Source organism: Streptomyces sp. NBC_00448 (assembly GCF_036014115.1).
Classification (GTDB): domain Bacteria; phylum Actinomycetota; class Actinomycetes; order Streptomycetales; family Streptomycetaceae; genus Actinacidiphila.
The window spans coordinates 8,519,764-8,544,868 of record NZ_CP107913.1; the positions used below are offsets into that span (position 1 = coordinate 8,519,764).

General features: G+C 72.8%; 20 protein-coding genes and 2 pseudogenes. 14 read left to right on the top strand and 8 right to left on the bottom strand.

The annotated features are described in order from the left end of the window. Positions 1 to 25: 25 nt before the first annotated feature. The 6 genes and pseudogenes from OG370_RS36785 to OG370_RS36810 all read left to right on the top strand — a co-directional run. Positions 26 to 163, top strand: a pseudogene (locus tag OG370_RS36785) (GNAT family N-acetyltransferase); the annotation flags it as partial. Between the two features lie 123 nt (positions 164 to 286). After that, a complete protein-coding gene (locus tag OG370_RS36790; RefSeq protein ID WP_328472073.1) occupies positions 287 to 2,779 on the top strand; it encodes a Tex family protein in 2,493 nt (830 codons plus the stop codon). A gap of 183 nt (positions 2,780 to 2,962) precedes the next feature. Continuing rightward, a complete protein-coding gene (locus tag OG370_RS36795) occupies positions 2,963 to 3,145 on the top strand; it encodes a hypothetical protein (RefSeq protein WP_328472075.1) in 183 nt (60 codons plus the stop codon). Positions 3,146 to 3,209: 64 nt separating this feature from the next. Further along, positions 3,210 to 3,755, top strand: a complete 546-nt coding sequence (locus OG370_RS36800; RefSeq protein ID WP_328472077.1) for an MOSC domain-containing protein — start codon at positions 3,210 to 3,212, stop codon at positions 3,753 to 3,755. An 8-nt stretch (positions 3,756 to 3,763) separates the two neighbouring features. Beyond that, a pseudogene (locus tag OG370_RS36805) lies at positions 3,764 to 4,366 on the top strand (NADAR family protein); the annotation flags it as partial. A gap of 131 nt (positions 4,367 to 4,497) precedes the next feature. Continuing rightward, the gene (locus OG370_RS36810) at positions 4,498 to 5,913 is read left to right on the top strand and encodes an FAD-dependent oxidoreductase (RefSeq protein WP_328472079.1); all 1,416 of its coding nucleotides are present in this window, start codon (positions 4,498 to 4,500) and stop codon (positions 5,911 to 5,913) included. On the opposite strand, the gene OG370_RS36815 is transcribed toward OG370_RS36810, so the two are convergent. Beyond that, complete coding sequence (locus OG370_RS36815) at positions 5,900 to 6,802, bottom strand: hypothetical protein (RefSeq protein WP_328472081.1); 903 nt, start codon at positions 6,800 to 6,802, stop codon at positions 5,900 to 5,902. The two genes, OG370_RS36810 and OG370_RS36815, sit on opposite strands and share 14 nt — an antisense overlap. Positions 6,803 to 7,438: 636 nt before the next feature. Continuing rightward, positions 7,439 to 8,047 carry a class I SAM-dependent methyltransferase gene (locus OG370_RS36820; RefSeq protein WP_328472083.1) on the bottom strand — a complete coding sequence of 203 codons (609 nt, stop codon included), beginning with the start codon at positions 8,045 to 8,047 and terminating at the stop codon, positions 7,439 to 7,441. Between the two features lie 13 nt (positions 8,048 to 8,060). Between OG370_RS36820 and OG370_RS36825 the strand changes: the two genes are divergently transcribed. The 3 genes from OG370_RS36825 (at position 8,061) to OG370_RS36835 (ending at position 10,420) form a co-directional block, all read left to right on the top strand. Continuing rightward, complete coding sequence (locus OG370_RS36825; protein ID WP_328472085.1) at positions 8,061 to 8,396, top strand: YnfA family protein; 336 nt, start codon at positions 8,061 to 8,063, stop codon at positions 8,394 to 8,396. Positions 8,397 to 8,514: 118 nt separating this feature from the next. After that, positions 8,515 to 8,919, top strand: a complete 405-nt coding sequence (locus OG370_RS36830; protein WP_328472087.1) for a roadblock/LC7 domain-containing protein — start codon at positions 8,515 to 8,517, stop codon at positions 8,917 to 8,919. Positions 8,920 to 9,247: 328 nt separating this feature from the next. Next, positions 9,248 to 10,420, top strand: a complete 1,173-nt coding sequence (locus OG370_RS36835; protein WP_328472089.1) for a DUF6397 family protein — start codon at positions 9,248 to 9,250, stop codon at positions 10,418 to 10,420. Here the strand turns inward: OG370_RS36835 and OG370_RS36840 are convergent. Continuing rightward, positions 10,327 to 12,840 (bottom strand): DEAD/DEAH box helicase, encoded by a 2,514-nt coding sequence (locus OG370_RS36840; RefSeq protein WP_328472091.1) that lies wholly within the window; start codon positions 12,838 to 12,840, stop codon positions 10,327 to 10,329. The genes OG370_RS36835 and OG370_RS36840 overlap by 94 nt on opposite strands. Before the next feature lie 133 nt (positions 12,841 to 12,973). Here OG370_RS36840 and OG370_RS36845 point away from each other — a divergent pair, with 133 nt between their 5' ends. After that, positions 12,974 to 13,768: a metal-dependent hydrolase gene (locus OG370_RS36845; protein ID WP_328472093.1), complete on the top strand. Its 795-nt coding sequence runs from the start codon at positions 12,974 to 12,976 to the stop codon at positions 13,766 to 13,768. Here OG370_RS36845 and OG370_RS36850 read toward each other — a convergent pair. Beyond that, positions 13,765 to 15,036: an MFS transporter gene (locus tag OG370_RS36850; RefSeq protein ID WP_328472095.1), complete on the bottom strand. Its 1,272-nt coding sequence runs from the start codon at positions 15,034 to 15,036 to the stop codon at positions 13,765 to 13,767. The genes OG370_RS36845 and OG370_RS36850 overlap by 4 nt on opposite strands. Positions 15,037 to 15,173: 137 nt before the next feature. Here OG370_RS36850 and OG370_RS36855 point away from each other — a divergent pair, with 137 nt between their 5' ends. Further along, positions 15,174 to 15,926: a hypothetical protein gene (locus OG370_RS36855; RefSeq protein WP_328472097.1), complete on the top strand. Its 753-nt coding sequence runs from the start codon at positions 15,174 to 15,176 to the stop codon at positions 15,924 to 15,926. 34 nt (positions 15,927 to 15,960) lie between these two features. Here OG370_RS36855 and OG370_RS36860 read toward each other — a convergent pair whose 3' ends face one another. Further along, entirely contained in the window at positions 15,961 to 17,187 is a 1,227-nt protein-coding gene (locus OG370_RS36860; RefSeq protein ID WP_328472099.1) for a DUF3500 domain-containing protein, read from the bottom strand. Between the two features lie 195 nt (positions 17,188 to 17,382). On the opposite strand from OG370_RS36860, the gene OG370_RS36865 reads away from it, so the two are divergent. Next, positions 17,383 to 17,799, top strand: coding sequence for a winged helix-turn-helix transcriptional regulator (locus OG370_RS36865; protein WP_328472101.1), 417 nt, complete (start codon positions 17,383 to 17,385; stop codon positions 17,797 to 17,799). Between the two features lie 81 nt (positions 17,800 to 17,880). Here the strand turns inward: OG370_RS36865 and OG370_RS36870 are convergent, their stop codons facing one another. Next, entirely contained in the window at positions 17,881 to 19,665 is a 1,785-nt protein-coding gene (locus OG370_RS36870; protein WP_328472103.1) for an ABC transporter ATP-binding protein, read from the bottom strand. Then, positions 19,662 to 21,587, bottom strand: coding sequence for an ABC transporter ATP-binding protein (locus OG370_RS36875; RefSeq protein ID WP_328472105.1), 1,926 nt, complete (start codon positions 21,585 to 21,587; stop codon positions 19,662 to 19,664). Before OG370_RS36875 ends, OG370_RS36870 begins: the two co-directional genes overlap by 4 nt. Before the next feature lie 298 nt (positions 21,588 to 21,885). On the opposite strand from OG370_RS36875, the gene mscL reads away from it, so the two are divergent. Beyond that, a complete protein-coding gene (gene mscL, locus OG370_RS36880) occupies positions 21,886 to 22,359 on the top strand; it encodes a large conductance mechanosensitive channel protein MscL (RefSeq protein WP_328472107.1) in 474 nt (157 codons plus the stop codon). An 84-nt stretch (positions 22,360 to 22,443) separates the two neighbouring features. Here mscL and OG370_RS36885 read toward each other — a convergent pair whose 3' ends face one another. Beyond that, a complete protein-coding gene (locus OG370_RS36885; RefSeq protein WP_443060810.1) occupies positions 22,444 to 23,061 on the bottom strand; it encodes a MarR family winged helix-turn-helix transcriptional regulator in 618 nt (205 codons plus the stop codon). A 209-nt stretch (positions 23,062 to 23,270) separates the two neighbouring features. Between OG370_RS36885 and OG370_RS36890 the strand changes: the two genes are divergently transcribed. Further along, complete coding sequence (locus OG370_RS36890; RefSeq protein ID WP_328474765.1) at positions 23,271 to 25,055, top strand: ABC transporter ATP-binding protein; 1,785 nt, start codon at positions 23,271 to 23,273, stop codon at positions 25,053 to 25,055. The last annotated feature ends 50 nt before the right edge of the window (positions 25,056 to 25,105 follow it).

A 25,105-nucleotide genomic window follows, 5' to 3' on the forward strand; every position in this document is an offset into this window, starting at 1 on the left:
CCGTACCGCGGGCCCCCATCCCGTCGCCGCGCGCATCCTCCTGGACACCCGCGAGGACCTGGTCGAGGCCCGCGCGTTGTACGCCCGGCTCGGCTACCGCGAGATCGAGGCGTACAACGAAAGCCCTTACGCGGACCACTGGTTCGGGAAGAAGCTGACCTGAGCCGCGCGTCCCGCCCGCACCGGCCGGCCCGGGTGCCGCGGCGCGGCCGGACCGCGCGGGCGTTCGGGTGCACCTACCGCTCCTGGTGCGGCCAACGACGTCCACCGCCGCCCGGCGTCTACGATGCAAGACACACGCGGGGCGGTGCGCGGGAAGCGCCGCCCGGCAGGCGAGCTTAGGAGCGAGATCATCAGCGGCAACGTGTCGGTGGAAGCCAGGATCGCCGAGGAGCTTGGCGTACGCGAAGGACAGGTCCGGTCGGCGGTCGACCTGCTGGACGGCGGTGCGACCGTGCCGTTCATCGCCCGCTACCGCAAGGAGGCGACCGGCACCCTGGACGACGCGCAGTTGCGCACCCTGGAGGAGCGGCTGCGCTACCTGCGGGAGTTGGACGAGCGCCGCACCGCCGTCCTGGAGTCCATCGACGCTCAGGGCAAGCTCGACGACGCGCTGCGCGCCCAGATCATGGCCGCCGACTCCAAGGCGCGTCTCGAGGACATCTACCTGCCCTACAAGCCCAAGCGGCGCACCAAGGCCCAGATCGCCCGCGAGGCCGGTCTCGAACCGCTTGCCGACGCGCTGCTTGCCGACCCCGGCCTCGACCCGCAGGCCGAGGCGGCCGGATACGTGTCCGCCGACAAGGGCGTCGAGGACGCGGCGGCGGCACTGGAGGGCGCCCGGGCCGTGCTGACCGAGCGTTTCTCGGAGGACGCCGACCTCGTCGGAGAGCTGCGCACCCGGATGTGGAACCGCGGCCGGCTGGTCGCCAAGGTGCGCGACGGCAAGGAGGAGTCCGGCGCGAAGTTCGCCGACTACTTCGACTTCGGCGAGCCGTTCACCAAGCTGCCCTCCCACCGGGTGCTGGCGATGCTGCGCGGCGAGAAGGAGGAGGTCCTCGACCTCACCCTGGAACCCGAGGAGCCCGCCGAGGGCCCGACCAGTTTCGAGCGGCGCATCTCCCAGCAGTTCGGGATCACCGACCGCGGTCGGCCCGCCGACCAGTGGCTCGCCGACACCGTCCGATGGGCGTGGCGCACCCGCTTCCTGGTCCGGCTCGGCATCGACCTGCGGGTCCAGCTCCGGCAGCAGGCCGAGGACGAGGCCGTTCGGGTCTTCGCCGCCAACCTGCGCGACCTGCTGCTCGCCGCCCCCGCCGGCACCCGCGCCACCATGGGTCTCGACCCGGGACTGCGCACCGGCGTCAAGGTCGCGGTGGTCGACGGCACCGGCAAGGTCGTCGCCACCGACACGATCTATCCGCACGCCCCCCGCAACCGCTGGGACGAGTCCCTGGCCGCACTCGCCCGGCTCGCCGCCGCCCACCGGGTGGATCTGATCGCGATCGGCAACGGCACCGCCTCCCGCGAGACCGACAAGCTCGCCGCCGACCTGATCAAGGCGCACCCGGACCTGAAGCTCACCAAGGCGGTCGTCTCCGAGGCCGGCGCCTCGGTCTACTCCGCCTCGGCGTACGCCTCGGCCGAACTCCCCGAGATGGACGTCTCGTTGCGCGGCGCGGTCTCCATCGCCCGCCGCCTCCAGGACCCGCTCGCCGAACTGGTCAAGATCGACCCACGCTCCATCGGCGTCGGCCAGTACCAGCACGACCTGTCCGAGGTGAAGCTGTCGCGCTCCCTGGACGCGGTCGTCGAGGACTGCGTCAACGGCGTCGGCGTCGATGTGAACACCGCGTCCGTGCCGCTGCTGCGCCGGGTGTCGGGCATCACCGAGGGCCTGGCCGGCAACATCGTCGCGCACCGTGACAGCAACGGCCCGTTCCGTACCCGCAAGGACCTCAAGGACGTCGCCAGGCTCGGCCCGAAGGCGTACGAGCAGTGCGCGGGCTTCCTGCGCATCCAGGGCGGTGACGACCCGCTGGACGCCTCCAGCGTGCACCCGGAGTCGTATCCGGTGGTGCGGCGGATCAGCGCGAGCGCGCAGACCGAGATCCCGGCGCTGATCGGCAACGGCACGGTGCTGCGGGCCCTTCGGCCGCAGGAGTTCGTGGACGACTCGTTCGGCCTGCCGACCGTCACGGACATCCTCGCCGAGCTGGAGAAGCCCGGCCGCGACCCCCGCCCCGCCTTCAAGACCGCGACCTTCAAGGAGGGCGTGGAGGAGATGAAGGACCTGCGGCCGGGGATGCTGCTGGAGGGCGTGGTCACCAACGTGGCGGCGTTCGGCGCGTTCGTCGACGTCGGCGTCCACCAGGACGGCCTGGTGCACGTCTCCGCGCTGTCCGACTCCTACGTGTCCGACCCGCGCGACGTCGTCAAGCCCGGTGACATCGTGCGCGTCAAGGTCCTCGACGTGGACCTGCCGCGCAAGCGGATCTCGCTGACGCTGCGGCTCCAGGACGAGGCGCGTCCGCGCGGCGGTGATCAGCGCGGTGGTGAACGGCAGGGCGGCGAGCGGCGCGGCGGGCCGCCGCGCCAGGGCGGTCGCGGCGGTCAGGGCGGCGGCCGAGGTGGCAACGGCGGCAATGGCGGTCAGGGCGCCGGGCGGGGTGGCAACGGCGGCCAGGGCGGCGGGCGGCGCGGTGGCTCCGGTCAGCCCGCGCCGAGCGGTGCGATGGCCGACGCCCTGCGCCGGGCCGGCCTGACCGGCGGCAAGTAGGCCCCACGACCCAGGAGGGGCACCCCGTACATCCCGGGCGACACCCGTGATGCCTTGCCCGGTTTTTACCCGCCGGGTCTTGCGTCGCGGGGCCCGGGGAACCAGGAGGGCTCGCGGCGCGTTCCACTGGGTAGGTACGGTGAGCGCGCGGCGCGGGCCGCCGTGAGACGGAGGCTGGGGAGCATGACGAATCGTACGAAGGTCGCCATCGGCGGCGTGGTGGTGGGGCTGATCCTGCTCGCCTGGATTCCCTGGTGGGTGTTCTTCCTGGTCGTGATCGGCGTGCCGGCCGTCGCGTACTTCACGCTCGACTCCTCCCAGCGCCGTCGGCTGCGCCGGGTGAGCCGCCGGCAAATCGGTCGCTGACCTCGCGGTCCCCTCGATAGGGTGAAGCTTCGGGTCAGGGAATCCGATCGAGGGGAAAAACCTCATGCTCAGCGGTTCCGTCGTCGCGGTCAGCCGTGACGCCACGCACCGGTTCAGCAAGGCAAACCAGGACAGCGTCCGGCTGCTCGCCGGGCTCGGTGTCGAGGGTGACGCGCACCTCGGTGTCACCGTCCAGCACCTGTCGCGGGTGGCCCGGGACCCCACCCAGCCGAACCTTCGGCAGGTGCATCTCATCCACGCCGAACTGTTCGACGAACTGCGCGCGGCCGGGTACCACGTAGGGCCCGGCGAACTCGGCGAGAACATCACCACCAGCGGCCTCGCGATCCTCGACCTGCCCGCGGGCACCCGGCTTCGGCTCGGGTCCGCCGCGGTGATCGAGGTGACCGGCCTGCGCAATCCCTGCCGTCAGATCGAAACGTTCCGCAGCGGCCTGCTCAAGCAGGTCGTCGGCCGTGACGAGGCAGGGGCGATCATCCGCAAGGGCGGTGTGATGAGCGTCGTCCTCGAGGGCGGCGTCGTACACCCAGGCGATCCGATCGCCGTCGAGCTGCCCGCCGCACCGCACCGCCCACTGGAAAAGGTCTGAAGCCGCCCATGACGGCCGACACCCCCACAGCCGCTCCGGGGCGCACCCCGGTGTCCAAGGCCGGCGCCGTGCGCTCCGTCCCCGAACTGGCCGCCCTTGTGGCCTCCGGCACCCGGGTGAAATACCTGCACTTCTGGGGCCACCGCCCGCAGCGCGACGGCAGCGTCGGCCCGGGCTGCCTCAGCCAGTGGTGGCCGGCCCCCTTCACGGTGGACGGCGTCACCTATGCCACCGCCGAGCACTGGATGATGGCGGGCAAGGCCCGGCTGTTCGGCGACGAGGACGCGGCGCGCCGCGCGGTCGCCGCCGGCCACCCGAAGGCCGCGAAGTCCGTGGGCCGAAGTGTCCGCGGCTTCGACGAGGCGGTGTGGGAGCGGGAGCGCTTCGCCCTGGTCGTCGCGGGCAGCGTGCACAAGTTCGGCCAGCACCCCGACCTGCGGGCCTACCTGGTCGGTACGGCCCGCCGGGTGCTGGTCGAGGCCAGCCCGCTGGACCGGGTCTGGGGTATCGGCCTGGCCGCCGACGACGACCGCGCCGAGCGCCCCGACGCCTGGCGCGGCCTGAACCTGCTCGGCTTCGCCCTCATGGCGGCCAGGGACGAGCTCGCCGCCCCCCAAGGGGCCGCCCTGGAGGGTCAGGCGCCCGGAGTGCGGACTCTCGACGGGCCGGTCCTCGGAGGACAGGGCCTCGACGGACAGGCCCCCGACGAGCAGGCTCTCGGACGAGAGGCACCCTTCGCCCCATGACCGAACGCCTCGTGGTCGTCGGTGGCGACGCCACCGGCATGTCCGCCGCCTCCCAGGGCCGCCGCCGCAGGCCCGCCGACGACCTGGAGATCGTCGCCTTCGAGCGCGGCCGGCACGTCTCCTACAGCGCCTGCGGCATCCCGTACTGGATCGCCGGCGACACCACCGGCCCCGACGCGCTGGTCGCCCGCACCGCCGCCGAGCACCGCGACCGCGGCATCGACGTACGCCTGGGCACCGAGGTAACGGAGATCGACCGCGACGGCGCCCGCGTCCTGGCGCGCGACGCCGACGGCCGCGAGCGGTGGACGGGCTACGACCATCTGGTGATCGCCACCGGTGCGCTGCCCGTACGGCCGCCGATCCCGGGCATCGACGCGCCCGGTGTCTTCGGGGTGCAGACCCTGGACGACGGCGAGGCCGTACTGCGCGGCCTGGACCGCGACGGGGTGCGGCGGGCCGTGGTGGTCGGCGGCGGCTACATCGGCGTCGAGATGGCCGAGGCGATGCTGCGGCACGGCCTCGACGTCACCCTCGTCGACCGCAACCCGCAGCCGATGACCACCCTGGACCCCGACATGGGGCGCCTGGTGCGCAAGGCCCTCGAAGGACTCGGCGTCACCGTCGTCTCCGGCGCCGCCGCCCGCGAGGTGCTCACCGACGCCGACGGGCGGGCCCGCGCCGTCGCCACCGACGACGCGGAGTACCCCGCCGACCTGGTCGTCCTCGGCCTCGGCGTCCGGCCGAACACCGCGCTCGCCCGCGACGCAGGACTCCCGCTGGGAACGCATGGCGGGCTGCTCACCGACCGTTCGATGCGGGTACGCGACACCGAGCGGATCTGGGCCGGCGGGGACTGCGTCGAAGTGCTCAACCTCGTCTCCGGCGCCTGGCAGCACATCGCGCTGGGCACCCACGCCAACAAGCACGGCCGGATCATCGGCACCAACATCGGCGGTGGCTACGCCACGTTCCCCGGTGTGGTCGGCACCGCCGTCAGCAAGGTGTGCGACGTGGAGATCGCCAGGACCGGCCTCAAGGAGTCCCAGGCCAGGGCCGCGGGCCTCGACTTCGTCAGCGCGGTCATCGAGTCCACCAGCCGTGCCGGGTACTACCCCCAGGCGGCCTTGATGACCGTCAAGATGCTCGCCGAGCGCGGCACAGGACGGCTGCTCGGCCTCCAGATCGTCGGCGGGGAGGGCGCTGCCAAGCGCGTGGACGTCGGTGCGGTCGCGCTCACCGCGGGGATGACCGTCGGGCGGATGGTCGATCTCGACCTCGGCTACGCCCCGCCGTTCTCGCCGGTATGGGACCCCGTGCTGGTCGCCGCGCGCAAGGCGGCGGACACGGTGGCCGCCGACATCGCGCGCACGGCGGGCGGCGCCGACACCCGGGGCGTCAGCCCGACCTGACCTCGGGGGTGGCGAGCCGGCCGAGGGCTTCGAGCAGCGGCGGCAGGGCCGGGCCGCGCCCCACCGGCAGGACCTCGCCGGGCGCGTCGTCCAGCAGCACGAACGCCATGTCGTCCGTCCTGGCCACCAGGCTCCAGCCGGGCCCGTCGGCGCGCACCGCCCCGTACGTGGTGCGGACCCGGCCGGGCGGAGGGGGCTCGCGGGTGTACGCCTCGGCGCTTTCCAGGGCGCGGCGGACCCCGTCGTGGGAGAGGGCGGGGACGGGGGTCTCCACGTCGGCGTCGGTGGCGGTGCCGGCGCCGGTACGCGGGCCGGGTGCGTGGCTGCTCTCGGGTGCGTCGGGTGCCTTCGTGGCGGGGGCGTCGTCGCTGGTGTCCGCGTCTGCGGTGTCCTCGGCGGCTGGGCCGATCTGGTCGCGCCATTCGCGCCAACGGATCGCTATCTCGTCGGCGCCCAACCGCCGTTGCTGCGGCCCCCACACCGATGTGTCGGGCGGGGCGAGAGCGGGACCCGCGCCGGCCGTCTCGTCGGGGTCGTGCGGCGCGGGGACGCCCGGCGCCGCGACGGCGACCGGCAGCGGCCAACCCGGGAGGGACGCGACCATGGTGCTCTCGTCCGGCGACAGGTCGTACTCGAGTCCGCAGTCCCACGCGGCGAGCGCGCAGGCGACCATCGCGGCGTCGGTCGTGGCCACGGTCCAGCGCGCCCCGGCGGAGTCCTGACCGAACACCAGCCCGTAGCCGCCCGCCAGCGGTTCGAGCCCCAACCGCGAGCACGCCGCGGGGTAGTCGTCGCCCAGCACCCCAGGGAAGCCGCCCGGCGTCAGCATCGCCGCGGTCAGCACGAGCAGCGCGTCCTCCTCCGGCGTGTCCTGCGCGTTGCCGTCCATCCCTGCCTCCCTGTCACCGCCCGGTCCGCCGCACCCTAACCAGCGGGTAACCTCCGCGTCGAGGGGCCTGGACGTGAGGAAAACGTGCGTGCGGTGCTCCGGTGCCGCGCAGGAAGGCGCGTGCTCGGCGCAAATCGTTGGCAGCAGGGGGGAGTTGCCGCCTACGATCGCGGCCATGGCCCGGATCATGCGCTCCCACTTCGTCTGCGTGCCGTGTCGCGCTTCGTGGAAGAAGCAGGGCAACGGCGTTCGCGGGGACGTCTGTCCGCGCTGCGGCGGTGCGCTCGTGGACGCGGGCGCGCAACTCGCCGTGCCGCGCAGGCGGGACACCGCCGGTTGGCGCGCTCTGGCCGCCGTGCTGGCCGCGGGGCTCCGGTTCACCCCCACCTGCATGTGCTGCCTGGACGGGCCCGGTTACCGTCCGCGCACCCCCGCGCGAGGTCCGGGAACGGCTCGCACACGCGGCGGCCACGGGCGTCCCGGTCGAGAGGGCGCTCGCCTGCGAGGACCCCACCCACGCTGATGTCCGCCGGGCGCCGGGGTCGGGGCGTGCCGCGCGGTCGGGGCATGCGGTGCGGTCGCGGCGTGCGGCGGCGGTGAACAGCGGCTTCGCCACGGCAGGTTCCGCCCGGTCGTTCAGGGCTTCCTGACCGCCAGCGCCAGATAGCGCGCGTCGGAGTCGTCGAGGAGCAGCAGTTCCCACCCGGTGCTGCCGAGCAGCCGGCCGAGTCGGGGCTGGGCGCGCATGTCGTCGGGCGAGAGCGGGCGGCCGTGGCGGGCGGCGAGGGCGGCGCGGCCGAGCGGGTGGAAGAGCGCGAGACGGCCGCCCGGCTTGGTCACACGGGCGAGTTCACGCAGGCCGGCGGCGGGGTCGGGGAGATGGTGCACCAGCCCCGAGGCGAGCACGGCGTCGAACGTGCCCGACGCCAACGGCAGGCGCCCGCAGTCGGCTTCGACCAGCACGCCATGCGCCCGGCGGCCGAGCGCCACGGCCTCGCGCAGCATCTCGGAGGTCAGGTCCACGCCGACGACGACGCCGTCGGGGCCGACCGCGGTCCGCAACTGCGGTAGCGCGCGCGCCGTACCGCATCCCGCGTCGAGCACCGTGTCGCCCTGCCGCGGTTCCAACTCGGCGACCACGGCCGCGAACGCCGGGCTGTCGTCGGGAAAACGACCTTCCCAGCCGGCGGCCCGTGCCGCGAAGAACTCCCGCACCTGCTCGTTTCCGCGCTCCATTCCGGCCATGCATCATGGTTGCATGATCACGCTGCGCTCCGTCGCATTGTTCCTGCTGGCAGCCGTTCTGGAGATCGGCGGTGCGTGGCTGATCTGGCAGGGCTTGCGCGAGCACCGCGGAATCGGCTGGATCGCCGCGGGTGTCGTCTCCCTCGGCTGCTACGGATTCGTCGCGACGCTCCAGCCGAGCGGGGACTTCGGGCGCATCCTGGCGGCGTACGGCGGGGTGTTCGTCGCGGGATCGCTGGTGTGGGGCATGATCCTCGACGGCTACCGGCCGGACCGCTTCGACGTGATCGGCGCGGTGGTCTGCCTCGTCGGGGTCGGCGTGATCATGTACGCCCCGCGCGGTGGCTGATTCCGTCCGTCCGAGGCCGGGCGAACTCCCGTCCGGTCGTGCTCGCCACCGGGAGGGGCTTGCCCTCGCGCGCCCGGCGTACCAGGCTGCGTACCGCAGCGGAGACGGGAGGTAGGCCATGACGGTGGGCAACGGGCTCGCATGGCTGCTCGATGACCTGACCAAGCGGGTGCCGCACGTGCAGCACGCGCTCGTGCTGTCCAACGACGGCCTGGTCACGGGTGCCAGCGGTGACCTCGACCGGCCGACCGCCGAGCACCTGGCCGCTGTGTCATCGGGTTTCCACAGCCTCGCCAAGGGCGCCGGCCGGCAGTTCGGCACCGGCGGGGTGCGGCAGACCATGATCGAGTTCGAGGAGGGTTACCTCTTCGTCACGGCGGCGGGCGACGGCAGTTGCCTGTCGGTGCTCAGCGGGATGGACGCGGACATCGGCCAGGTCGCGTACGAGATGACCCGGCTGGTGCGGCGGGTCGGCGAACATCTCGGTGTCGCACCGCGGCAGTCCGGTACGACACGCGCCTGACCTGCGGATTCGTCCTGATTTCGGAGTTATCCACAGGCTCTCCGCGGGATATCGGCCTTTCACGCTAGTTTTGGTCACTGTCAGTGATCGAGCTTCGCGGAAGGTGATGGACATGGGTGCGACGCAGCAGCGGCAGGAGCGGGTCGGACGGGCGGGCGCGGACCGGGCGCGGGTCGCGCGGTCGAAGCAGGATCGGCGCCGTGTGGACCGTGGACTTCCGGGCCACGGTGGTCCGGTTCGCGGTGGACCGGGTGGACCGGGCGGGGCGGGGCCGGAGAGCGTCGGGCCGGACCGCGGTGGGCCGGAGCGGGTGCGGCAGGACCGGCTCGTGGCGGACGGCCCGCCCCCGGCGGTGCCGGACGGCCCCCTGATGACGCTCGCCCGGGCCCGGGACGCGCTCGGCCTCGACTACGACGAGTTCGACCTCGCCGTGCAGATCGGGGAGGTCCCCACGGTCGCCTGCGGCTCGCGCAGTTGGAAGGTCGGATCGGACGAGGTGGACCGGCTCGTCGCCGAGGACAGCCACCCGCTCCCCCTGCTCGACCGGATCAGGCTGGTCGGCAGCGCCGAGGCGGCGAAGGAACTCGGTGTGGGCCGGGAGCGGTTCGTCCGGCTGGCCAGGGCGGGGCACATCCGCCCGGTCCGCTGGTATGTGAACCGTTATCACGCGCTGGTGTGGATGTACCTCGCCCGGGACCTTACGGTGCTCGCCGAGCACTGCCCGGCGCTGTTGCGCGGCCCCCTGCCCGAGGGGCTGCGGGCGGCGGTGGCCGACGGCGAGGACGAGCGGGCCCGCGGTTGGCGGTCCCGCCGTGTCGCCCAACTCGTGCGCGACGCCTACGACGCGTGGGACGAAGCCGCCGTGTGGTCGGCGCTGCTCGGGCCGGAGCTCGTCGACAGCGCGCTGCCCGACCCATACGAACGCGCGCATCTGCGCAAACTGCGGGCGGCCCTGCCACCTGGCCGTCCTGGTCTGGCCACGCCCGAGCAGATCAAGGCGATCAGCACCGCCGACCATCCGGACGAGATCGCCCTGGCCCTCGTGGCCCTGGCCGACGCGCTCGGCCGGGCAAGGGAACTGCGGCCGGCACCGGGCCGGGCCGTCGGTGCCGCCGCGGAACTCGCTGCGGAGCCTGTGTCATGGGACATGCCACTGTCCGCCACGGCGCCGCTGCTTCCGCGCCCGCTTCCGCTTTCGGACGAGCTTGCCGCTGAGGTCGGGGAAGGCGCGGGAGGAGCAGAATCCGGCGGAGCCGTCGACGGCGCCGCCGGCCCGGCCCGGCCGGACGGTTCCGGCGACGACGGCCGGCCGGGCCTGCGGGGGCTGCTGCGGCTGCTGGGGCGCAGAAACCGGTCAGCGGGTGCAGGTGCTGCGGGTACGGCTGGTGGTGGGGTGCGCGGCGGCCCTCACAGTTCGCCGACGTCGGTGACCCGGAGCACGGCGCGGCTCTCCTCGTCGGAGGCCGCCAGGTCCACCTCCGCCGAAATGCCCCAGCCATGATCGCCGTTGGGGTCGGCGAAGGTCTGCCGGACCCGCCACAGGCCGTGCTCCGGCTGTTCCTCGATGAGCAGCAGCTTCGGCCCACGGGCGTCCGGCCCGGTACCGAGGTCGTCGTACTCGTCCCAGTAGGCGTCCATGGCGTCGGCCCAGGCGTCGGCGTCCCACCCGGACTCGGCGTCCAGCTCGCCGAGCTGGTGGTACTTCTCCAGCGCCGCCAGCTCGACCCGGCGGAAGAGGGCGTTGCGGACCAGCACACGGAAGGCACGCGCATTGGCGGTCACCGGCTTGACCTGGTCGGCGCGCTCGGCGGCCTCCTCGGCGCTCTCCACCTCGGGGTTGGCCAGTTGCTCCCACTCGTCGAGCAGGCTGGAGTCGACCTGCCGCACCAGCTCGCCGAGCCAGGCCGTGAGGTCCTGGAAGTCCTCCGACTTCAGGTCGTCGGGCACGGTGTGCTCCAGCGCCTTGTAGGCGCCGGCCAGGTAGCGCAGCACGATGCCCTCGGTCCTGGCCAGCTCGTAGTTGGAGACGAACTCCGAGAACGTCATGGCCCGCTCGTACATGTCGCGGATGACGGACTTCGGCGACAGCGGGTGGTCGCCGACCCACGGGTGGCTCTTGCGGTACACGCCGTAGGCGTGCAGGAGCAGCTCCTCCAGCGGCTTGGGGTAGGAGACGTCCTGAATCCGCTCCATCCGCTCCTCGTACTCCACCCCGTCGGCCTTCATCTCCGCGATCGCCTCGCCGCGCGCCTTGTTCTGCTGGGCGGCGAGGATCTGGCGGGGGTCGTCGAGGGTGGACTCCACCACGGAGACCATGTCCAGGGCGTAGGAGGGGGAGTCGGGGTCGAAGAGCTCGAAGGAGGCGAGCGCGAAGGTGGACAGCGGCTGGTTGAGCGCGAAGTCCTGCTGGAGGTCGACGGTGAGCCGGACGATCCTGCCCTCGGCGTCCGGCTCGTCGAGGCGTTCCACCACACCGCCGTCGAGCAGCGAGCGGTAGATCGCGATGGCCCGCCGGATGTGCCGGAGCTGGGACCTGCGGTCCTCGTGGTTGTCCTCCAGCAGGTGCCGCATCGCGTCGAAGGCGTTGCCCGGCCGGGCGATCACCGACAGCAGCATCGCGTGGGTGACCCGGAAGCGGGAGGTCAGCGCCTCAGGCTCGGAGGCGATCAGCTTCTCGAAGGTGTTCTGCCCCCAGCCGACGAACCCCTCCGGAGCCTTCTTGCGCACCACCTTGCGGCGCTTCTTCGGGTCGTCGCCGGCCTTGGCCAGCGCCTTCTCGTTCTCGATCACGTACTCGGGAGCCTGCGCCACCACGAACCCGGCGGTGTCGAAGCCGGCCCGCCCGGCCCGCCCGGCGATCTGGTGGAACTCCCGGGCCCGCAGCACCCGCACCCGCTGCCCGTCGTACTTCGTCAGCGCGGTGAACAGCACCGTGCGGATCGGCACGTTGACGCCGACGCCGAGGGTGTCGGTGCCGCAGATCACCTTCAGCAGCCCGGCCTGCGCCAGCTTCTCCACCAGCCGGCGGTACTTCGGCAGCATCCCCGCGTGGTGCACCCCGATGCCGTGCCGGACGTAGCGGGAGAGGTTGCGGCCGAAGGCGGTGGTGAAGCGGAAGTTGCCGATCAGCTCGGCGATGGCGTCCTTCTCGGCGCGCGTGCACATGTTGATGCTCATCAGCGCCTGCGCCCGTTCCACCGCGGCGGCCTGCGTGAAGTGCACGATGTACACCGGCGACTGGCGGGTCTCCAGCAGCTCGGTGAGGGTCTCGGTCAGCGGCGTGGTGCGGTACTCGTAGCTCAGCGGCACCGGCCGCGTCGCGGACCTGACCACCGCGGTGGGCCGCCCGGTGCGCCGGGTCAGGTCCTCCTCGAACCGGGCCACGTCGCCGAGCGTCGCCGACATCAGCACGAACTGCGCCTGCGGCAGCTCCAGCAGCGGGATCTGCCACGCCCAGCCGCGGTCCGGTTCGGCGTAGAAGTGGAACTCGTCCATGACGACCTGGCCGACGTCGGCGGTCCGCCCGTCGCGCAGCGCGATCGAGGCGAGCACCTCGGCGGTGCAGCAGATCACCGGGGCGTCCGGGTTGACCGAGGCGTCGCCGGTGAGCATGCCGACGTTCTCGGTGCCGAACATCTTGCACAGGTCGAAGAACTTCTCGGAGACCAGCGCCTTGATCGGCGCGGTGTAGAAGGTGACCTCGTCGCGGGCCAGCGCGGCGAAGTGCGCACCCGCCGCCACCAGGCTCTTTCCGGAGCCGGTGGGGGTGGAGAGGATCACGTTCGCCCCCGAGACCACCTCGATCAGCGCCTCCTCCTGGGCCGGGTAGAGGGCGATGCCCTGGCCCTCGGCCCACGTCGAGAACGCTTCGAAGAGGGCATCGGGGTCGGCTTCGGAAGGGAGCTGATCGATAAGGGTCACCCCTCCATCTTGCCCGTCCGGACGCCCAAGGGCGGAACCGGCGGTGAAGCCGATGATCACCACGGGTAGGGTGTGGCGTCGACCACGTGTCAACTCCGCCTGTGGGCGGCCGAATCGGGGGTATCGCCAGACCATGATGGGACCAGCACACTCGCTGTCGGGAGCGACGGCCTGGTTGGGCGTCGGCGCCATCGCGGCCGGCCTCGGCGATCCGATGCCGTGGCCGACTCTCGTGGTGGGTGCGCTGATCTGTGCGGGTGCGGCCCTCGCGCCCGACCTGGACCACCAGGCGGCGACCATCTCCCGGGCCTTCGGTCCGCTGTCCCACCTGGCCTGCAAGTTCATCGACTCGCTCTCCCACGTCACCTACAAGGCGACCCGGATGAGTGGCGACCCCCGCCGGGCGGGCGGCCACCGGACCTTGACCCACACCTGGCTGTGGGCGGCGCTGCTCGGCGTCGGTTTCTCGGCGCTGGCCGTCTACGGCGGCCGGTGGGCGGTGCTGGCGATCCTCTTCGTGCACGTGGTGCTCGCGGTGGACGGCCTGCTGTGGCGGCAGGCACGCGCCTCCAGCCACGTCCTGGTGTGGCTGCTCGGTGCGACGAGCGCGTGGATGCTCGCCGACGTGCTGGACGACCCGGGCAACGGCAAGGCGTGGCTGTTCACCGAGCCCGGCCAGCACTACATGTGGATCGGCATGCCGATCGTGCTCGGTGCACTGGTGCACTGCCTCGGCGACGCGCTGACCGTCTCCGGCTGCCCGATCCTGTGGCCGATACCCGTCGGCCGCAGGCGCTGGCACCCGCTGGGTCCGCCGAAGTTCATGCGCTTCCGGGCCGGAAGCTGGGTGGAGATCAAGATCCTCACCCCGGTGTTCTTCGTGGCGGGCGGCGCCTGCGCCGTCGGCGCCCTCGGGCTGTTCGGCTAGTTCGGCTCCCCGCCGCACCCCCTCCACGGCGGCTCCGCGGGGCCGCCGTGGAGGGGGTGCGGCGGGGGGACGGCGCGGATCGCGGGAAGGGCGATCACCGCGATCACCGCGGAGGTCTGCCACAGCACCCCGAAGCCGAGCACCCCTGATGTGCCGACGAGCAGGGCGACCGGCCCGGCGGCGGCCAGTCCGACGGGGCCGAGGACGAAGGCCCCGAAGGAGCTGTAGGCGCTCACCCGGGCCAGCACCTCACGCGGCACATGACGCTGCACGGTGGCCGCATAGAGGGTGCCGCAGACCGCCGAGCCGATGCCTGCCAGGAAGGCGGCGGCGCAGACCCCCGCCAGCGGCAGGCCGGTGGCGAGTGCGGCGGAGGGCAGCGACCAGCCCAGCGAGGCCGCGATCGCCGCGAACAGCGGCCGTCGGGGTCGCCGGACGAGCATCGCGATGCCGCCGGCCACCGCGCCCGCCCCGTCGACGGCCATCACCAGGCCCCACGACGACGCCCCGCCGAGCCGCCGCTGGGAGACGACGGGACCGAGGACGAGGAACGGCCCCCAGACGAAGAGGTTCATCAGGCCGATGTGCGCCGTGGTCACCCACAGCCAGGTGCGGGAGCGGAACGCGGTCCAGCCTCCTTTCAGGTCCGCCGTGAAGGACGCGGCGCGTGCGGGGAGCGGGGCCGCACGCGGCAGCAGGAGGAGCACGACGACGCTGACGGCGTAGCCGGCCGCGTCCAGGGCGAGTACGCACGACGGGCCGCTGACCGCGGTCAGGACGCCGGCGAGCATCGGGCCCGCGATGGACGTCGCGGACGCGGCCATGCCGAGCAGGGCGTTGGCGTCGGACAGCGCCGCACCGCGGGTGAGGTGCGGGACCAGGGCGTTGAGAGCCGGGTTGAACAGGGCTTCGGCCGCGCCCCAGAGGGCGACGAGGGAGACCAGCGCCCACAGCCCGGGACGCGACCCGAGCAGGACCAGGGCGAGGGCGCCCTGGGTGAGGCAGCGCACCGTGTCGGCGGCCGGCATCACCCGCCGGCTGCCGAGCCGGTAGGTGACGACGCCGCCGGCGAGCAGGACGAGGACGAGCGGCAGGGTCCGGGCGGCGAGGACGCAGCCCAGTTCGGTCCCACCCCCACCGGTGTCGAGGATCGCGAAGGCGACCGCGACGGAGGCCATGGAGGAGCCGAGCAGCGAGGTGACGTAGCCGATGAAGAAGCGGCGGAAGTCGCGCTCGCGCAGTACCGCCAGGCCGTTGGGGAGGGGCATGAGCGCAGCGTGCAAGGAGCGGTTGACGACACGCCAGATTCGCGGTCGAGAAAACGTGAGTCGGATCGAATCAAGTTAAGCTCGTGTACGGGGCATTCAAGGGTGCGTTTACTGCGGTGAGTTGATGAAGGGGAGGTATGAGTCGACCCGTCGAGTACGCCGTGGCCGTGGACGGGTTCGTTGCCGCCGCCGCGTTGGGAGCGGGCTCGCGCCGGGTCTACCGGATCGCTCTCACCACATGGGCCTGGGCGCTGGTGGACAAGGTTCCGCCGGTGGGGGAGGGGAGGCGCAACGCCCTGCCGCCGGCAGTGCCGTTGGCCCTGCTGGACGCCCCGCACACCCCGGGGCGGCTGCGGGACGCCTTCGCCGCGCGAGCCGCGGCGGTCGGTGCCCGTACGGCCAACCGCGAGTTGTCGGTGCTGGCCGCCGCGGTCAACTGGTGGCGCGCGCAGGGCTGGTTGACGGGCGACCCCCTCACCGGCGTGCGGCGCCTGCCCGTGCCGGCCGCGCCGGCGGCCGGAATCCGGCTGGACGCGGCCCAGGTCGGAGCCGTTCTCGACCTGCCGGTCCCGCTGCGGGAGACGACCTTCTGGCACCTGCTGCACGAGACCGGGGCGACGATCGAGCGCGTCCTCGCACTCGACGTCGACGACCTGGACCTGCCCGGCCGGCGCACCCGCGGGCGCGGCGCCCTGCGCTGGGGCGACGGATCGGCCGGCCTGCTCCCGCTGCTCACTCTCGGGCGCGTGGACGGACCGCTGTTCACGACCGGCCGGGGCCGGTTGTCCTACCGCCGCGCCGCGGAGGTCTTCACCGCCGCCACCCGGCCGCTCGATCCGCGGGGGCGCGGGTGGACGCTTCACCGGCTGGCGGCCGGAGAGCGGCGATAGCCCAGCCCTGGGACTGGTCTCCGTTCCACCTCGGTCAACCGCCGTGGTGGAGCCGGTAGTGCTGGGCGAGGAGATCACGTCCGTAGTCGTTGCCGTTGGGGGCTCGCACGATGGTGTGGACGTGGAAGCGGGCGGGCTCGGGATTGGCGAGGAAGACACCGGGATGGTTGTCGTACTCGACCAGGAGCACGGGTGAGTGAATCCGGTAGTAGAAGGCGCACTCGTCGTCGTGGCCGCCGCGCCAGGCGAACCGCGTCTCGTCGAAGTGCTCACGGACAAGCGCCAGGGTGCGCTCGGCCTGGGGCTGCGGGAGACGGTCGAGGTAGACCCGGATCAGCTCCACCAGAGCGTCACGCTGGTCGGCGGGCAGGCTTGCCGCGACGATCCCCTCGGGAGGCAGGACGAGGTTGTCACTGCCCGCGCCGGCGAGATGCCGGCCCTTCCACGGGCCGGCGAGTTCGGGCGGAAGGTCCTCCGCGCGTAGCGAGGAACCCATCAGGAACTCGCCCTCCCGGTCGGGGTCCAGGGCGCGGCGGAAGGAAAGGGCGACCTCGGTCTCGTCGCCGAAAGCCGTGATGCCCGCGAACCGTCCCGTCCCGGACGTCGGCTCGGCACCGAGGAACACGGGGGCGAGAACCACCTGCCCTCCGACGAAGACGCAGTGCAGGTCCACGTGATGCCCCATCAGCTGCCACCCCCACGGGGAGTCGCCCGAAGGAGCCCCGAAGACGGTGAACCAGTAGGCGAACTCCGTGAGGGTGTCCCGGTAGTCGTCGATGAGCTCGCCCAGGTGCTCGTTGAGTGCCATCGCGGCTCGTACCTGGGCGTAGCCGGCAGGGCTGAGGCTCGCCTCGACGACGGCGAGCGCGCGATCGCGGTCACGGTCGGTGAGACGCTCCAGGCGCATGCCCTTCGGGTGCCAGGTCGGGATCGCGTTCGTCCACAACCGCCATTCCGGGGCGTCCATCGGCAGCGCGGCGACCACCCTCTGGTGGGGCGCCAGCCCGTCGAGGTAGGCCCGGGCGGCCGTGACGGCGGTCTTCGGGGATGCCGCCGGGTGGCGGAGACGGTAGAGGCCCTGGCGCGGGGTGCCGTTCTCGGTGATGCCGACGTAGGGCTCGCGATGCCGGCGTAAGGGTGCGGTCAGCTCGAAGGCCGCCTCCGGCGGGATCAGGTCGTCGAAGAGGTGGGAGTCGACGATCGGCAGGTCGCTTCGGGTGGCCGGCAGGGGGAAGTCCTCCCGGCGTGCTGGGCGCGACATGTCTCTCCTTTGCTCGGCGGGCAGCGCGGACGCCGCCCGGCACGAGGAAGCGGTTCTCGATCCGTCCCGCGCGGAGCGGGCCGGGCGCGGATACGGCGCCGACACACGACGTGCCCTTCTCCCGGACGGGTGACGTCGGGCGACGCGATGCGATTACCGTAAGAAAGCAGCTCTCCCATGGGAAGAAGGCACTTTGTGGTAACCACCCAGGCCGAGTCGATGCTCCGCGACAGCCCCTACCGCGCGGACTGCCCGACGCGCCGCATCCTGGATCGGATCGGCGACCGTTGGACGGTGCTCATCGTGGGCGCCCTCTGGGACGGCAGCGCCCGCTTCTCGGAGTTGCGCCGGCGCATCGAGGGCATCTCGCAGAAGATGCTCACCCAGACCCTCCGCGGGCTCGAACGGGACGGGCTGGTGCGCCGCACCGTCCACCCCGAAGTCCCGGTCCGCGTCGAGTACGCGCTCACCGAGGCGGGCCGCACCCTGCGCGGCCCGCTGCGCGCGCTGGAGGAATGGTCGATCGCGCACCTCGGCGACATATCAGCCTCGCAGGAAGCCTACGACCGCGGGGACCGACCTCCTCCTGGCTCCACGGATCGCGACACGTGACGCTGCGACATCGGCGCTGCGCACTGCCGACATTCACCTTCCGCCCGCCGCGGGAGGCTCACCCGTCCCGCCGTGGAAGGCTCACCCGTGCCAGGAGCGCCACAGCGCCGCGTACGCGCCCTCCGCCTCGACCAGTTGGTGGTGGCTGCCCAACTCGCTGATCCGGCCGTCCTCGACCACGGCGATCACATCGGCGTCGTGCGCGGTGTGCAGGCGGTGGGCGATGGCCACCACGGTACGGCCGTCCAGCACCCGGGACAGGGACCGTTCGAGGTGGCGGGCGGCGCGCGGGTCGAGCAGCGAGGTCGCCTCGTCGAGCACCAGGGTGTGCGGGTCGGCCAGCACCAGCCGGGCGAGCGCGAGTTGCTGTGCCTGCGCCGGGGTCAGGGCGGAGCCACCGGAGCCGACCTCGGTGTCCAGGCCGTCGTCCAGCGCGCGCGCCCACTCCTGCGCGTCGACGGCGGCCAGCGCCTCCCACAGTTCGCCGTCGCCGGCCGTCGGACGGGCCAGCCGCAGGTTGTCGCGGAGGGTGCCGACGAAGACGTGGTGCTCCTGGTTGACCAGGGCGACGTGCTCCCGCACGCGCTCGGCGGGCATCCGGGCCAGCGCGGCCCCGCCGAGGGTGACCTCGCCGGTCCGCGGCGCGTACAGCCCGGCCAGCAGCCGCCCGAGCGTGGACTTGCCCGCGCCCGACGGCCCGACCAGCGCCAGCCGGGTGCCGGGCGGCACGTTCAGCGACACGTCGTGCAGGACATCGGTGCCCTCGACATAGCCGAACCGCACCCGGTCCGCGGTCATGGTCCGGCCGTCCGGCGTCAGCGCGCCGTCGCCCTCGTCGACCGCGACCTCGCGCACCCCGACCAGCCGGGCCAGCGACGCCTGCGCCGTCTGCAACTCGTCGTACCAGCGCAGCATCAGGCCGATCGGGTCGACCAGCATCTGCGCGTACATCGCGCCCGTGGTCAGCGCGCCCACGGCCAGCCAGCCGTGCAGCGCGAAGCCACCGCCGATCATCAGCACCGAGGTCAGGATCAGCACGTGGGTCATGGTGATCGCGGGGAAGAGCACGCTGCGCAGCCACAGCGTGTAGCGGCTCCAGCCGACCCAGTTCCGCAGCCGGGTCCGGGACAGCTCCTCCCGGCGCTCGCCCAGGCCGTGCGCCTCGATGGTGCGGCCGGCGTCGACGGTCTCGGCGAGCGCGGCGGCGACGGCCGCGTAACTCGCCACCTCCGCGCGGTAGGCGGCCGGTGCCCGCCGGAAGTACCAGCGGCAGCCGACGATCAGCAGCGGCAGCCCCACCAGCACGGCCAGCGCCAGCGGCGGCGCGGTCACCGCGAGGGCCCCGAGCAGCAGCAGCGCCCACACCACGGCGATCGCGAGTTGCGGCACCGCCTCCCGCATCGCCTCCGACAGCCGGTCGATGTCGGTGGTGATCCGCGACAGCAGGTCACCGGTGCCGGCCCGCTCCAGTACGCCCGGCGGCAGCGAGACCGAGCGCACCAGGAAGTCCTCGCGCAGGTCGGCGAGCATGCGCTCGCCCAGTACCGCCCCGCGCAGCCGGACCATCCGCACGAAGCACGCCTGCACCGCCAGCGCGGCCAGGAACAGGCAGACGGTACGGGTCAGGTGGATGTCGCGGTGGCCGTCGGCCAGGTCCTGCACCAGGTCGCCCAGCAGGAACGGCCCGACCATCGACGCGACGACCGCGACCGTGTTGACACCGAGCAGCACGGCGAACGCGCCCCGGTGCCGCCGGGCCAGTTCGCGGACGTAACCGCGCACCGTGGCGGACGAACCGACCGGCAGCGTGGTGCTGTTCCGGGTCGGCATCGAGGGGTCGTGCTCCGGCGGTCGTACGCCGATCATGCGGACTCCTCCATCGACATGTCGTCGTCACGGACATCGGCTGTTCCGGCTGTTCCGTCTGTTCCGGTTCCGCTCGCCGCGCGTGCCGCAGCTACGGTCGCGGTCGCGCCGTCCCCCTGCGCCTCGTCCTCACGGGTGACCACGGCCCGGTACAGCGGGGTGCCGCGCAGCAGTTCGTGGTGGACACCGGCGGCCACCGCGGTGCCGTCGTGGACGAACACCACCCGGTCGGCGCGGTCGAGCACCAGCGGGCTCGACGTGAACACCACGGTGGTACGGCCGGCGCGGATCTCCCGCAGACCGTGCGCGATCCGCGCCTCGGTGTGGGCGTCGACCGCCGACGTCGGCTCGTCGAGCACCAGCACCTCGGGGTCGGCCACCAGCGAACGGGCCAGCGCGAGCCGCTGCCGCTGCCCGCCGGACAGCGACCGGCCGCGCTCGATGATCCGGGCCCGCATCGCGTCGCCGGAGTCCGCGTCAGCACCTTCCAGGGACCGCACCAGCGCGTCGAGCACGTCGGTGCACTGCGCGGCGGCCAGCGCCGCCGGGGCGGTGACGCGCCCGGACGCGGGCACGTCGAGCAGGTCGGCCAGGGTGCCGGACAGCAGCACCGGGTCCTTGTCGTGCACGAGTACGGCGGAGCGGGCCACCGCCAGGGGTACGGTGTCCAGCGCCCTGCCGCCGAGCAGCGCCGACGGCTCGCCCTCGACGGCGACCGGGCTGTGCCCGCCCAGCCGGTCGGCGAGCCGGCCCGCGGCGTCCGGGTCCCCGCACACCACGGCCGTGAGCAGCCCGGACGGCGCGCGCAGCCCCGTCGCGGGGTCGTACAGCTCGCCGGTGAGCACGAGCGAGTCGCCGGCGGCGCCGTCGAGCGCCCCGTCGGCCACCTCTCCGCCCACCTCGCCGGCCGCCCCGTCGACGTCGCTCCGCCGCAGCGCCAGCACCCGCGCTGCCCGCTTCGCCGACGGCCTGGAGAACGACCAGGCCATGGCGATCTCCTCGAAGTTCTGCAGCGGGAACATCAGGAACGACACCGAGCCGTAGACCGTGACCAGTTGGCCGACCGAGATCTGCCCGTCCAGCGCCAGCCGCGCCCCGTACCAGGCCACGCCGACCAGCAGCAGGCCCGGCAGCGCGACCTGGACGGCCGCGATGGTGGCCCACATCCGGGCGCTGTGCACGGCGGCCCGGCGCACCTCCTGCGACACGCGGCGGTAGCGGTCGAGGAAGAGCTGCTCGCCGCCGATCCCGCGCAGCACCCGCAGCCCCGCCACCGTGTCGGCGGCCAGCTCCGTGGCCCGGCCGCCCTTCTCCCGCTGGAGGTCGGCGCGGCGGGTGGCCGCGGGCAGCAGCGGCAGCACGGACAGCGCCAGCACCGGTACGGCCGCGGCGACCATGACACCGAGCTTCGGTTCGTACACCAGCAGCGCCACGGCCACGCCCAAGGTGGCCAGCAGCGCCGAGGTGAAGCGGGCCAGCGCCTCGACGAACCAGCCGATCTTCTCGACGTCGCCGGTACTCACCGCCACGACTTCTCCTGCCGCCACCCGCCGGGTCAGGATCGCGCCCAGCTCGACCGCCTTGGCGGCGAGGAGCTGCTGCACCCTGGTGGCGGCGCTGATCCAGTTGGTGACCGCGGTGCGGTGCAGCATGGTGTCGCCGAGCGCGGTGAGCAGGCCGAGCACGAGCAGCACGACACCGGCCAGCACCAACCGGGTGCCCGAGCGGTCCACGACGGCCTGCACGGCCACCCCGACCACCGCGGGGAAACACGCCAGCGAGGCCATGTGGAGGGTGCCCCACGCGGCCGCGGCCACCTGACCGCGCCACTGGCCCAACTCCAGCCAGATCAGGAGCCGTCGGCCGGAACGGGTGTCGGGCCGACCCGGGTCGGCGAAGGGGATGCTGCTGAGGGACGGCATGATGTCCTGAGGTGGATGCGTGCGTGCGGGCAGGAGTCGGAGCCCGGACGGAACTGCGGCCCGGGCGGCGGCGGACGAGGTACGGCGCTCCGGGTCTTCCGGGCGATCCCCCGCAATCGGGCCGGAAACAACCGTGAGCCGTGCAAGACTCGCCGCGCCCCGGCCGTCGGGTCAAACGGTTTTCGAACTTCGTGGCCACTCGTGCGAGTGACCTGAACCACACCGACTTTGCAGGTCCGCGGCCGGAAACGGCACACTGTGTGGCTCCACATCATGGTCACCAGAGGAGACCCCCCACATGAAGGGCTTTCGGGCATTTCTGCTGCGCGGCAACGTCGTCGACCTCGCGGTCGGCATCGTCGTCGGTGCGGCCTTCACCGCGCTGGTGAACGGTTTCGTCGGGGCGTTCCTGACACCGATCGTCGGCCTGGTGAGCGGTGCCACCGGAGATTTCAGCCACCGGAACTTCCACGCCTCGGGTGTCACCTTCCCGTACGGCGTGTTCATCAACGCGGCGATCAGCTTCGTCATCGTGGCGGCGGTGATCTACTTCCTGGTTGTGCTGCCGATGAACCGCATGCAGGAGAAGTTCTTCCCGAAGGCCGCGAGCACCCCGACCCGCGAGTGCCCGGAGTGCCTGAGCGCGATCCCCGCCGCGGCCAAGCGGTGCAGCGCCTGCACCGCGGTGCTCACGCCGACGGTGCCGGCCCAGGGTGGTGAGAAGGACGGCGCCGGCGTGAGCGACGCCGCCGGGGTCGACATCACGAAGTAGCGGCACGGGCAGCCACGCGCTGCCGACGAAACGGCGCGCCGTCTCCACCGCGGCGCGCCGTTCGCCGTCCCCCGCTTCTCCCTGCTAGCGACCGTGCCCGTGTCCGTGCCCGCGTCCGTGTCCTGACGGCTCGCCCTCGCCGAGCACGTCCAGCAGCGCCGACAGCGCGGCGCGCTGCTCGCCGTCCAGCGGCGCCAGCAGTTCGGCCGCGGCGGCCCGGCGTGCCCCGCGCAGCGCGGACAGCGCCCGCGCGCCGTCCTCCCGCAGCTCGATCCTGATCACCCGCCGGTTGTGCGGATCGGGGACCCTGCGGACCAGTTCCAGCTCCTCCAGCGCGTCCACGAGCGTGGTGACAGCGCGCGGCACCACGTCGAGGCGCTGTGCGAGGTCGGCCATCCGCGGCGGCGCCTCGCAGTGCGCGAGGGTGCGCAGCAGCCGGGACTGGGCGGGTGTGATGCCCAGCGGCTCCATCAGCCGGCGCTGCGAGCGGTGCAGCCGCCGGCTCAGCGTCAGCAACTGGTCGGCGAGCCGGCCGGTGACCTCGTCGGCGCCGGACGCGAGCGCCTGGGCGGCGGCTTCGTCGCGTGCCTGGCCGGCCGCGGCGACCGGGCCGGAATCCGGAGCTGCTGCCTCGCTGTCCGCCGGACGCGAAGCCTGTCCGGCCGCGCTCTCCTCGGCGGTCGCGGTGGTGCGGGGGTCCATGCCCTCAGGCTATCAGGACACACTCCATTGTGAGTATAGGTAACAATGACCTATACTCCCTATGTCCGCAGTCCTCAACGCGGACCCCGGCCCGTATCCGTACCCGAACCCGGAGGAGCCTTTTGCGCCCCGAGAACGACCTCGTCAGCCGGTGGACGCCACCGAAGAGCGCACCCGGCACCCGTGCGGACGTCGACGTCCGCCGCATCATGCGCCTGTTCCGCCCCTACCGCGCCCGGCTGGTCTTCGTCGGCCTGCTGGTCGCCCTGTCCTCGCTGGTGTCGGTCGCCTCGCCGTTCCTGCTGCGCGCGATCCTCGACACCGCCATCCCGCAGGGCCGCACCGGCCTGCTCGCCGTGCTGGCCCTGGGCATGATCGCCACCGCCGTCGCCAACGGCGTGTTCGGCGTGATGCAGACCCTGATCTCCACCACCGTCGGCCAGCGCGTCATGCACGACCTGCGCACGTCCGTCTACGAGCGGCTCCAGCGGATGTCGCTCGCCTTCTTCACCCGCACCCGCACCGGCGAGGTGCAGTCCAGGATCGCCAACGACATCGGCGGCATGCAGGCCACCGTCACGTCCACCGCCACCTCCCTGGTCTCGAACCTCACCTCGGTGGTCGCCGCGGTGGTGGCCATGGTCGCCCTGGACTGGGAGTTGACCATCGTCTCGCTCCTCCTGCTGCCGGTGTTCGTCTGGATCGCCCGCAAGGTCGGCCGCGAGCGCAAGAAGATCGCCACCAAGCGGCAGAAGCAGATGGCCACGCTGTCCGCGATCGTCACCGAGTCGCTGTCGGTCAGCGGCATCCTGCTCGGCCGCACCATGGGCCGGGCCGACTCCCTGACCCGCGACTTCTCGGCCGAGTCCGAGAGCCTGGTCGACCTCGAAGTCCGCTCGAACATGCAGGGCCGCTGGCGGATGGCCGTGATCGGCATCGTGATGTCCGCGATGCCCGCGCTGCTGTACTGGGCGGCCGGCCTCACCGGCGGCGGCGGTCGCGGCTCGGCGATCTCCATCGGCACCCTGGTCGCGTTCGTCACCCTCCAGCAGGGCCTGTTCCGGCCGACCGTCCAGTTGCTCGCCACCGGCGTGGAGGTGCAGACCTCGCTCGCGCTCTTCCAGCGCATCTTCGAGTACCTCGACCTGCCGGTGGACATCACCGAGCGCCCCGACCCGGTGCGCATCGACCGGGTCCGCGGCGACATCCGCTTCGAGGACGTCGACTTCGCCTACGAGGCGGAGGGCGGCGAGCACGCCGCGCCCACCCTGCGCGGCATCGACCTCACCCTGCCCGCGGGCGGCAGCCTGGCCGTGGTCGGCGCGACCGGCTCCGGCAAGAGCACCCTCAGCTACCTCGTGCCGCGCCTGTACGACGTGACCGGCGGCCGGGTCACCCTCGACGGCACCGACGTGCGCGACCTCAGCTTCGACACGCTCGCGGCAGCCGTCGGCGTCGTCTCCCAGGAGACCTACCTCTTCCACGCCTCCGTCGCCGACAACCTGCGCTTCGCCAAGCCCGAGGCCACCGACGCCGAGATCGAGGCCGCCGCCAGAGCCGCGCAGATCCACGACCACATCGCGGGCCTGCCCGACGGCTACGACACCCTCGTCGGCGAGCGCGGCTACCGCTTCTCCGGCGGCGAGAAGCAGCGCCTGGCCATCGCCCGCACGATCCTGCGGGACCCGCCGGTGCTGATCCTGGACGAGGCCACCAGCGCGCTCGACACCCGCACCGAGGCCGCCGTCCAGGACGCGATCGACGCCCTCTCGGCGGGCCGCACCACCATCACGATCGCCCACCGGCTGTCCACGATCCGCGACGCGGACCAGATCGCCGTCCTCGACGCCGGACGCATCGTCGAACGCGGCACCCACGACGAACTCCTCGCCCTCGACGGACGGTACGCGGCCCTCAGCCGGCGCGGCGAGCAGCACGCCGACGAGTCCGCCGGAGCCCCGGCCGCGCTCGAACCGGCGGTCATCGCGCCCTGAGAATCCGGTGCGCGGGCTTGCCGACACGACATTACCCGTGGGTAAGGTGG

What these genes read in the sequence shown, in the direction of transcription:
- OG370_RS36790 (WP_328472073.1), top strand. Translation starts at nt 287, where the DNA reads ATGCAAGACACACGCGGGGCGGTGCGCGGGAAGCGCCGCCCGGCAGGC.
- OG370_RS36795 (WP_328472075.1), top strand. Translation starts at nt 2,963, where the DNA reads ATGACGAATCGTACGAAGGTCGCCATCGGCGGCGTGGTGGTGGGGCTG.
- OG370_RS36800 (WP_328472077.1), top strand. Translation starts at nt 3,210, where the DNA reads ATGCTCAGCGGTTCCGTCGTCGCGGTCAGCCGTGACGCCACGCACCGG.
- OG370_RS36810 (WP_328472079.1), top strand. Translation starts at nt 4,498, where the DNA reads ATGACCGAACGCCTCGTGGTCGTCGGTGGCGACGCCACCGGCATGTCC.
- OG370_RS36815 (WP_328472081.1), bottom strand. Translation starts at nt 6,802, where the DNA reads ATGGACGGCAACGCGCAGGACACGCCGGAGGAGGACGCGCTGCTCGTG.
- OG370_RS36820 (WP_328472083.1), bottom strand. Translation starts at nt 8,047, where the DNA reads ATGGCCGGAATGGAGCGCGGAAACGAGCAGGTGCGGGAGTTCTTCGCG.
- OG370_RS36825 (WP_328472085.1), top strand. Translation starts at nt 8,061, where the DNA reads ATGATCACGCTGCGCTCCGTCGCATTGTTCCTGCTGGCAGCCGTTCTG.
- OG370_RS36830 (WP_328472087.1), top strand. Translation starts at nt 8,515, where the DNA reads ATGACGGTGGGCAACGGGCTCGCATGGCTGCTCGATGACCTGACCAAG.
- OG370_RS36845 (WP_328472093.1), top strand. Translation starts at nt 12,974, where the DNA reads ATGATGGGACCAGCACACTCGCTGTCGGGAGCGACGGCCTGGTTGGGC.
- OG370_RS36850 (WP_328472095.1), bottom strand. Translation starts at nt 15,036, where the DNA reads ATGCCCCTCCCCAACGGCCTGGCGGTACTGCGCGAGCGCGACTTCCGC.
- OG370_RS36855 (WP_328472097.1), top strand. Translation starts at nt 15,174, where the DNA reads ATGAGTCGACCCGTCGAGTACGCCGTGGCCGTGGACGGGTTCGTTGCC.
- OG370_RS36860 (WP_328472099.1), bottom strand. Translation starts at nt 17,187, where the DNA reads ATGTCGCGCCCAGCACGCCGGGAGGACTTCCCCCTGCCGGCCACCCGA.
- OG370_RS36870 (WP_328472103.1), bottom strand. Translation starts at nt 19,665, where the DNA reads ATGATCGGCGTACGACCGCCGGAGCACGACCCCTCGATGCCGACCCGG.
- OG370_RS36875 (WP_328472105.1), bottom strand. Translation starts at nt 21,587, where the DNA reads ATGCCGTCCCTCAGCAGCATCCCCTTCGCCGACCCGGGTCGGCCCGAC.
- mscL (WP_328472107.1), top strand. Translation starts at nt 21,886, where the DNA reads ATGAAGGGCTTTCGGGCATTTCTGCTGCGCGGCAACGTCGTCGACCTC.
- OG370_RS36885 (WP_443060810.1), bottom strand. Translation starts at nt 23,061, where the DNA reads ATGGACCCCCGCACCACCGCGACCGCCGAGGAGAGCGCGGCCGGACAG.
- OG370_RS36890 (WP_328474765.1), top strand. Translation starts at nt 23,271, where the DNA reads ATGCGCCTGTTCCGCCCCTACCGCGCCCGGCTGGTCTTCGTCGGCCTG.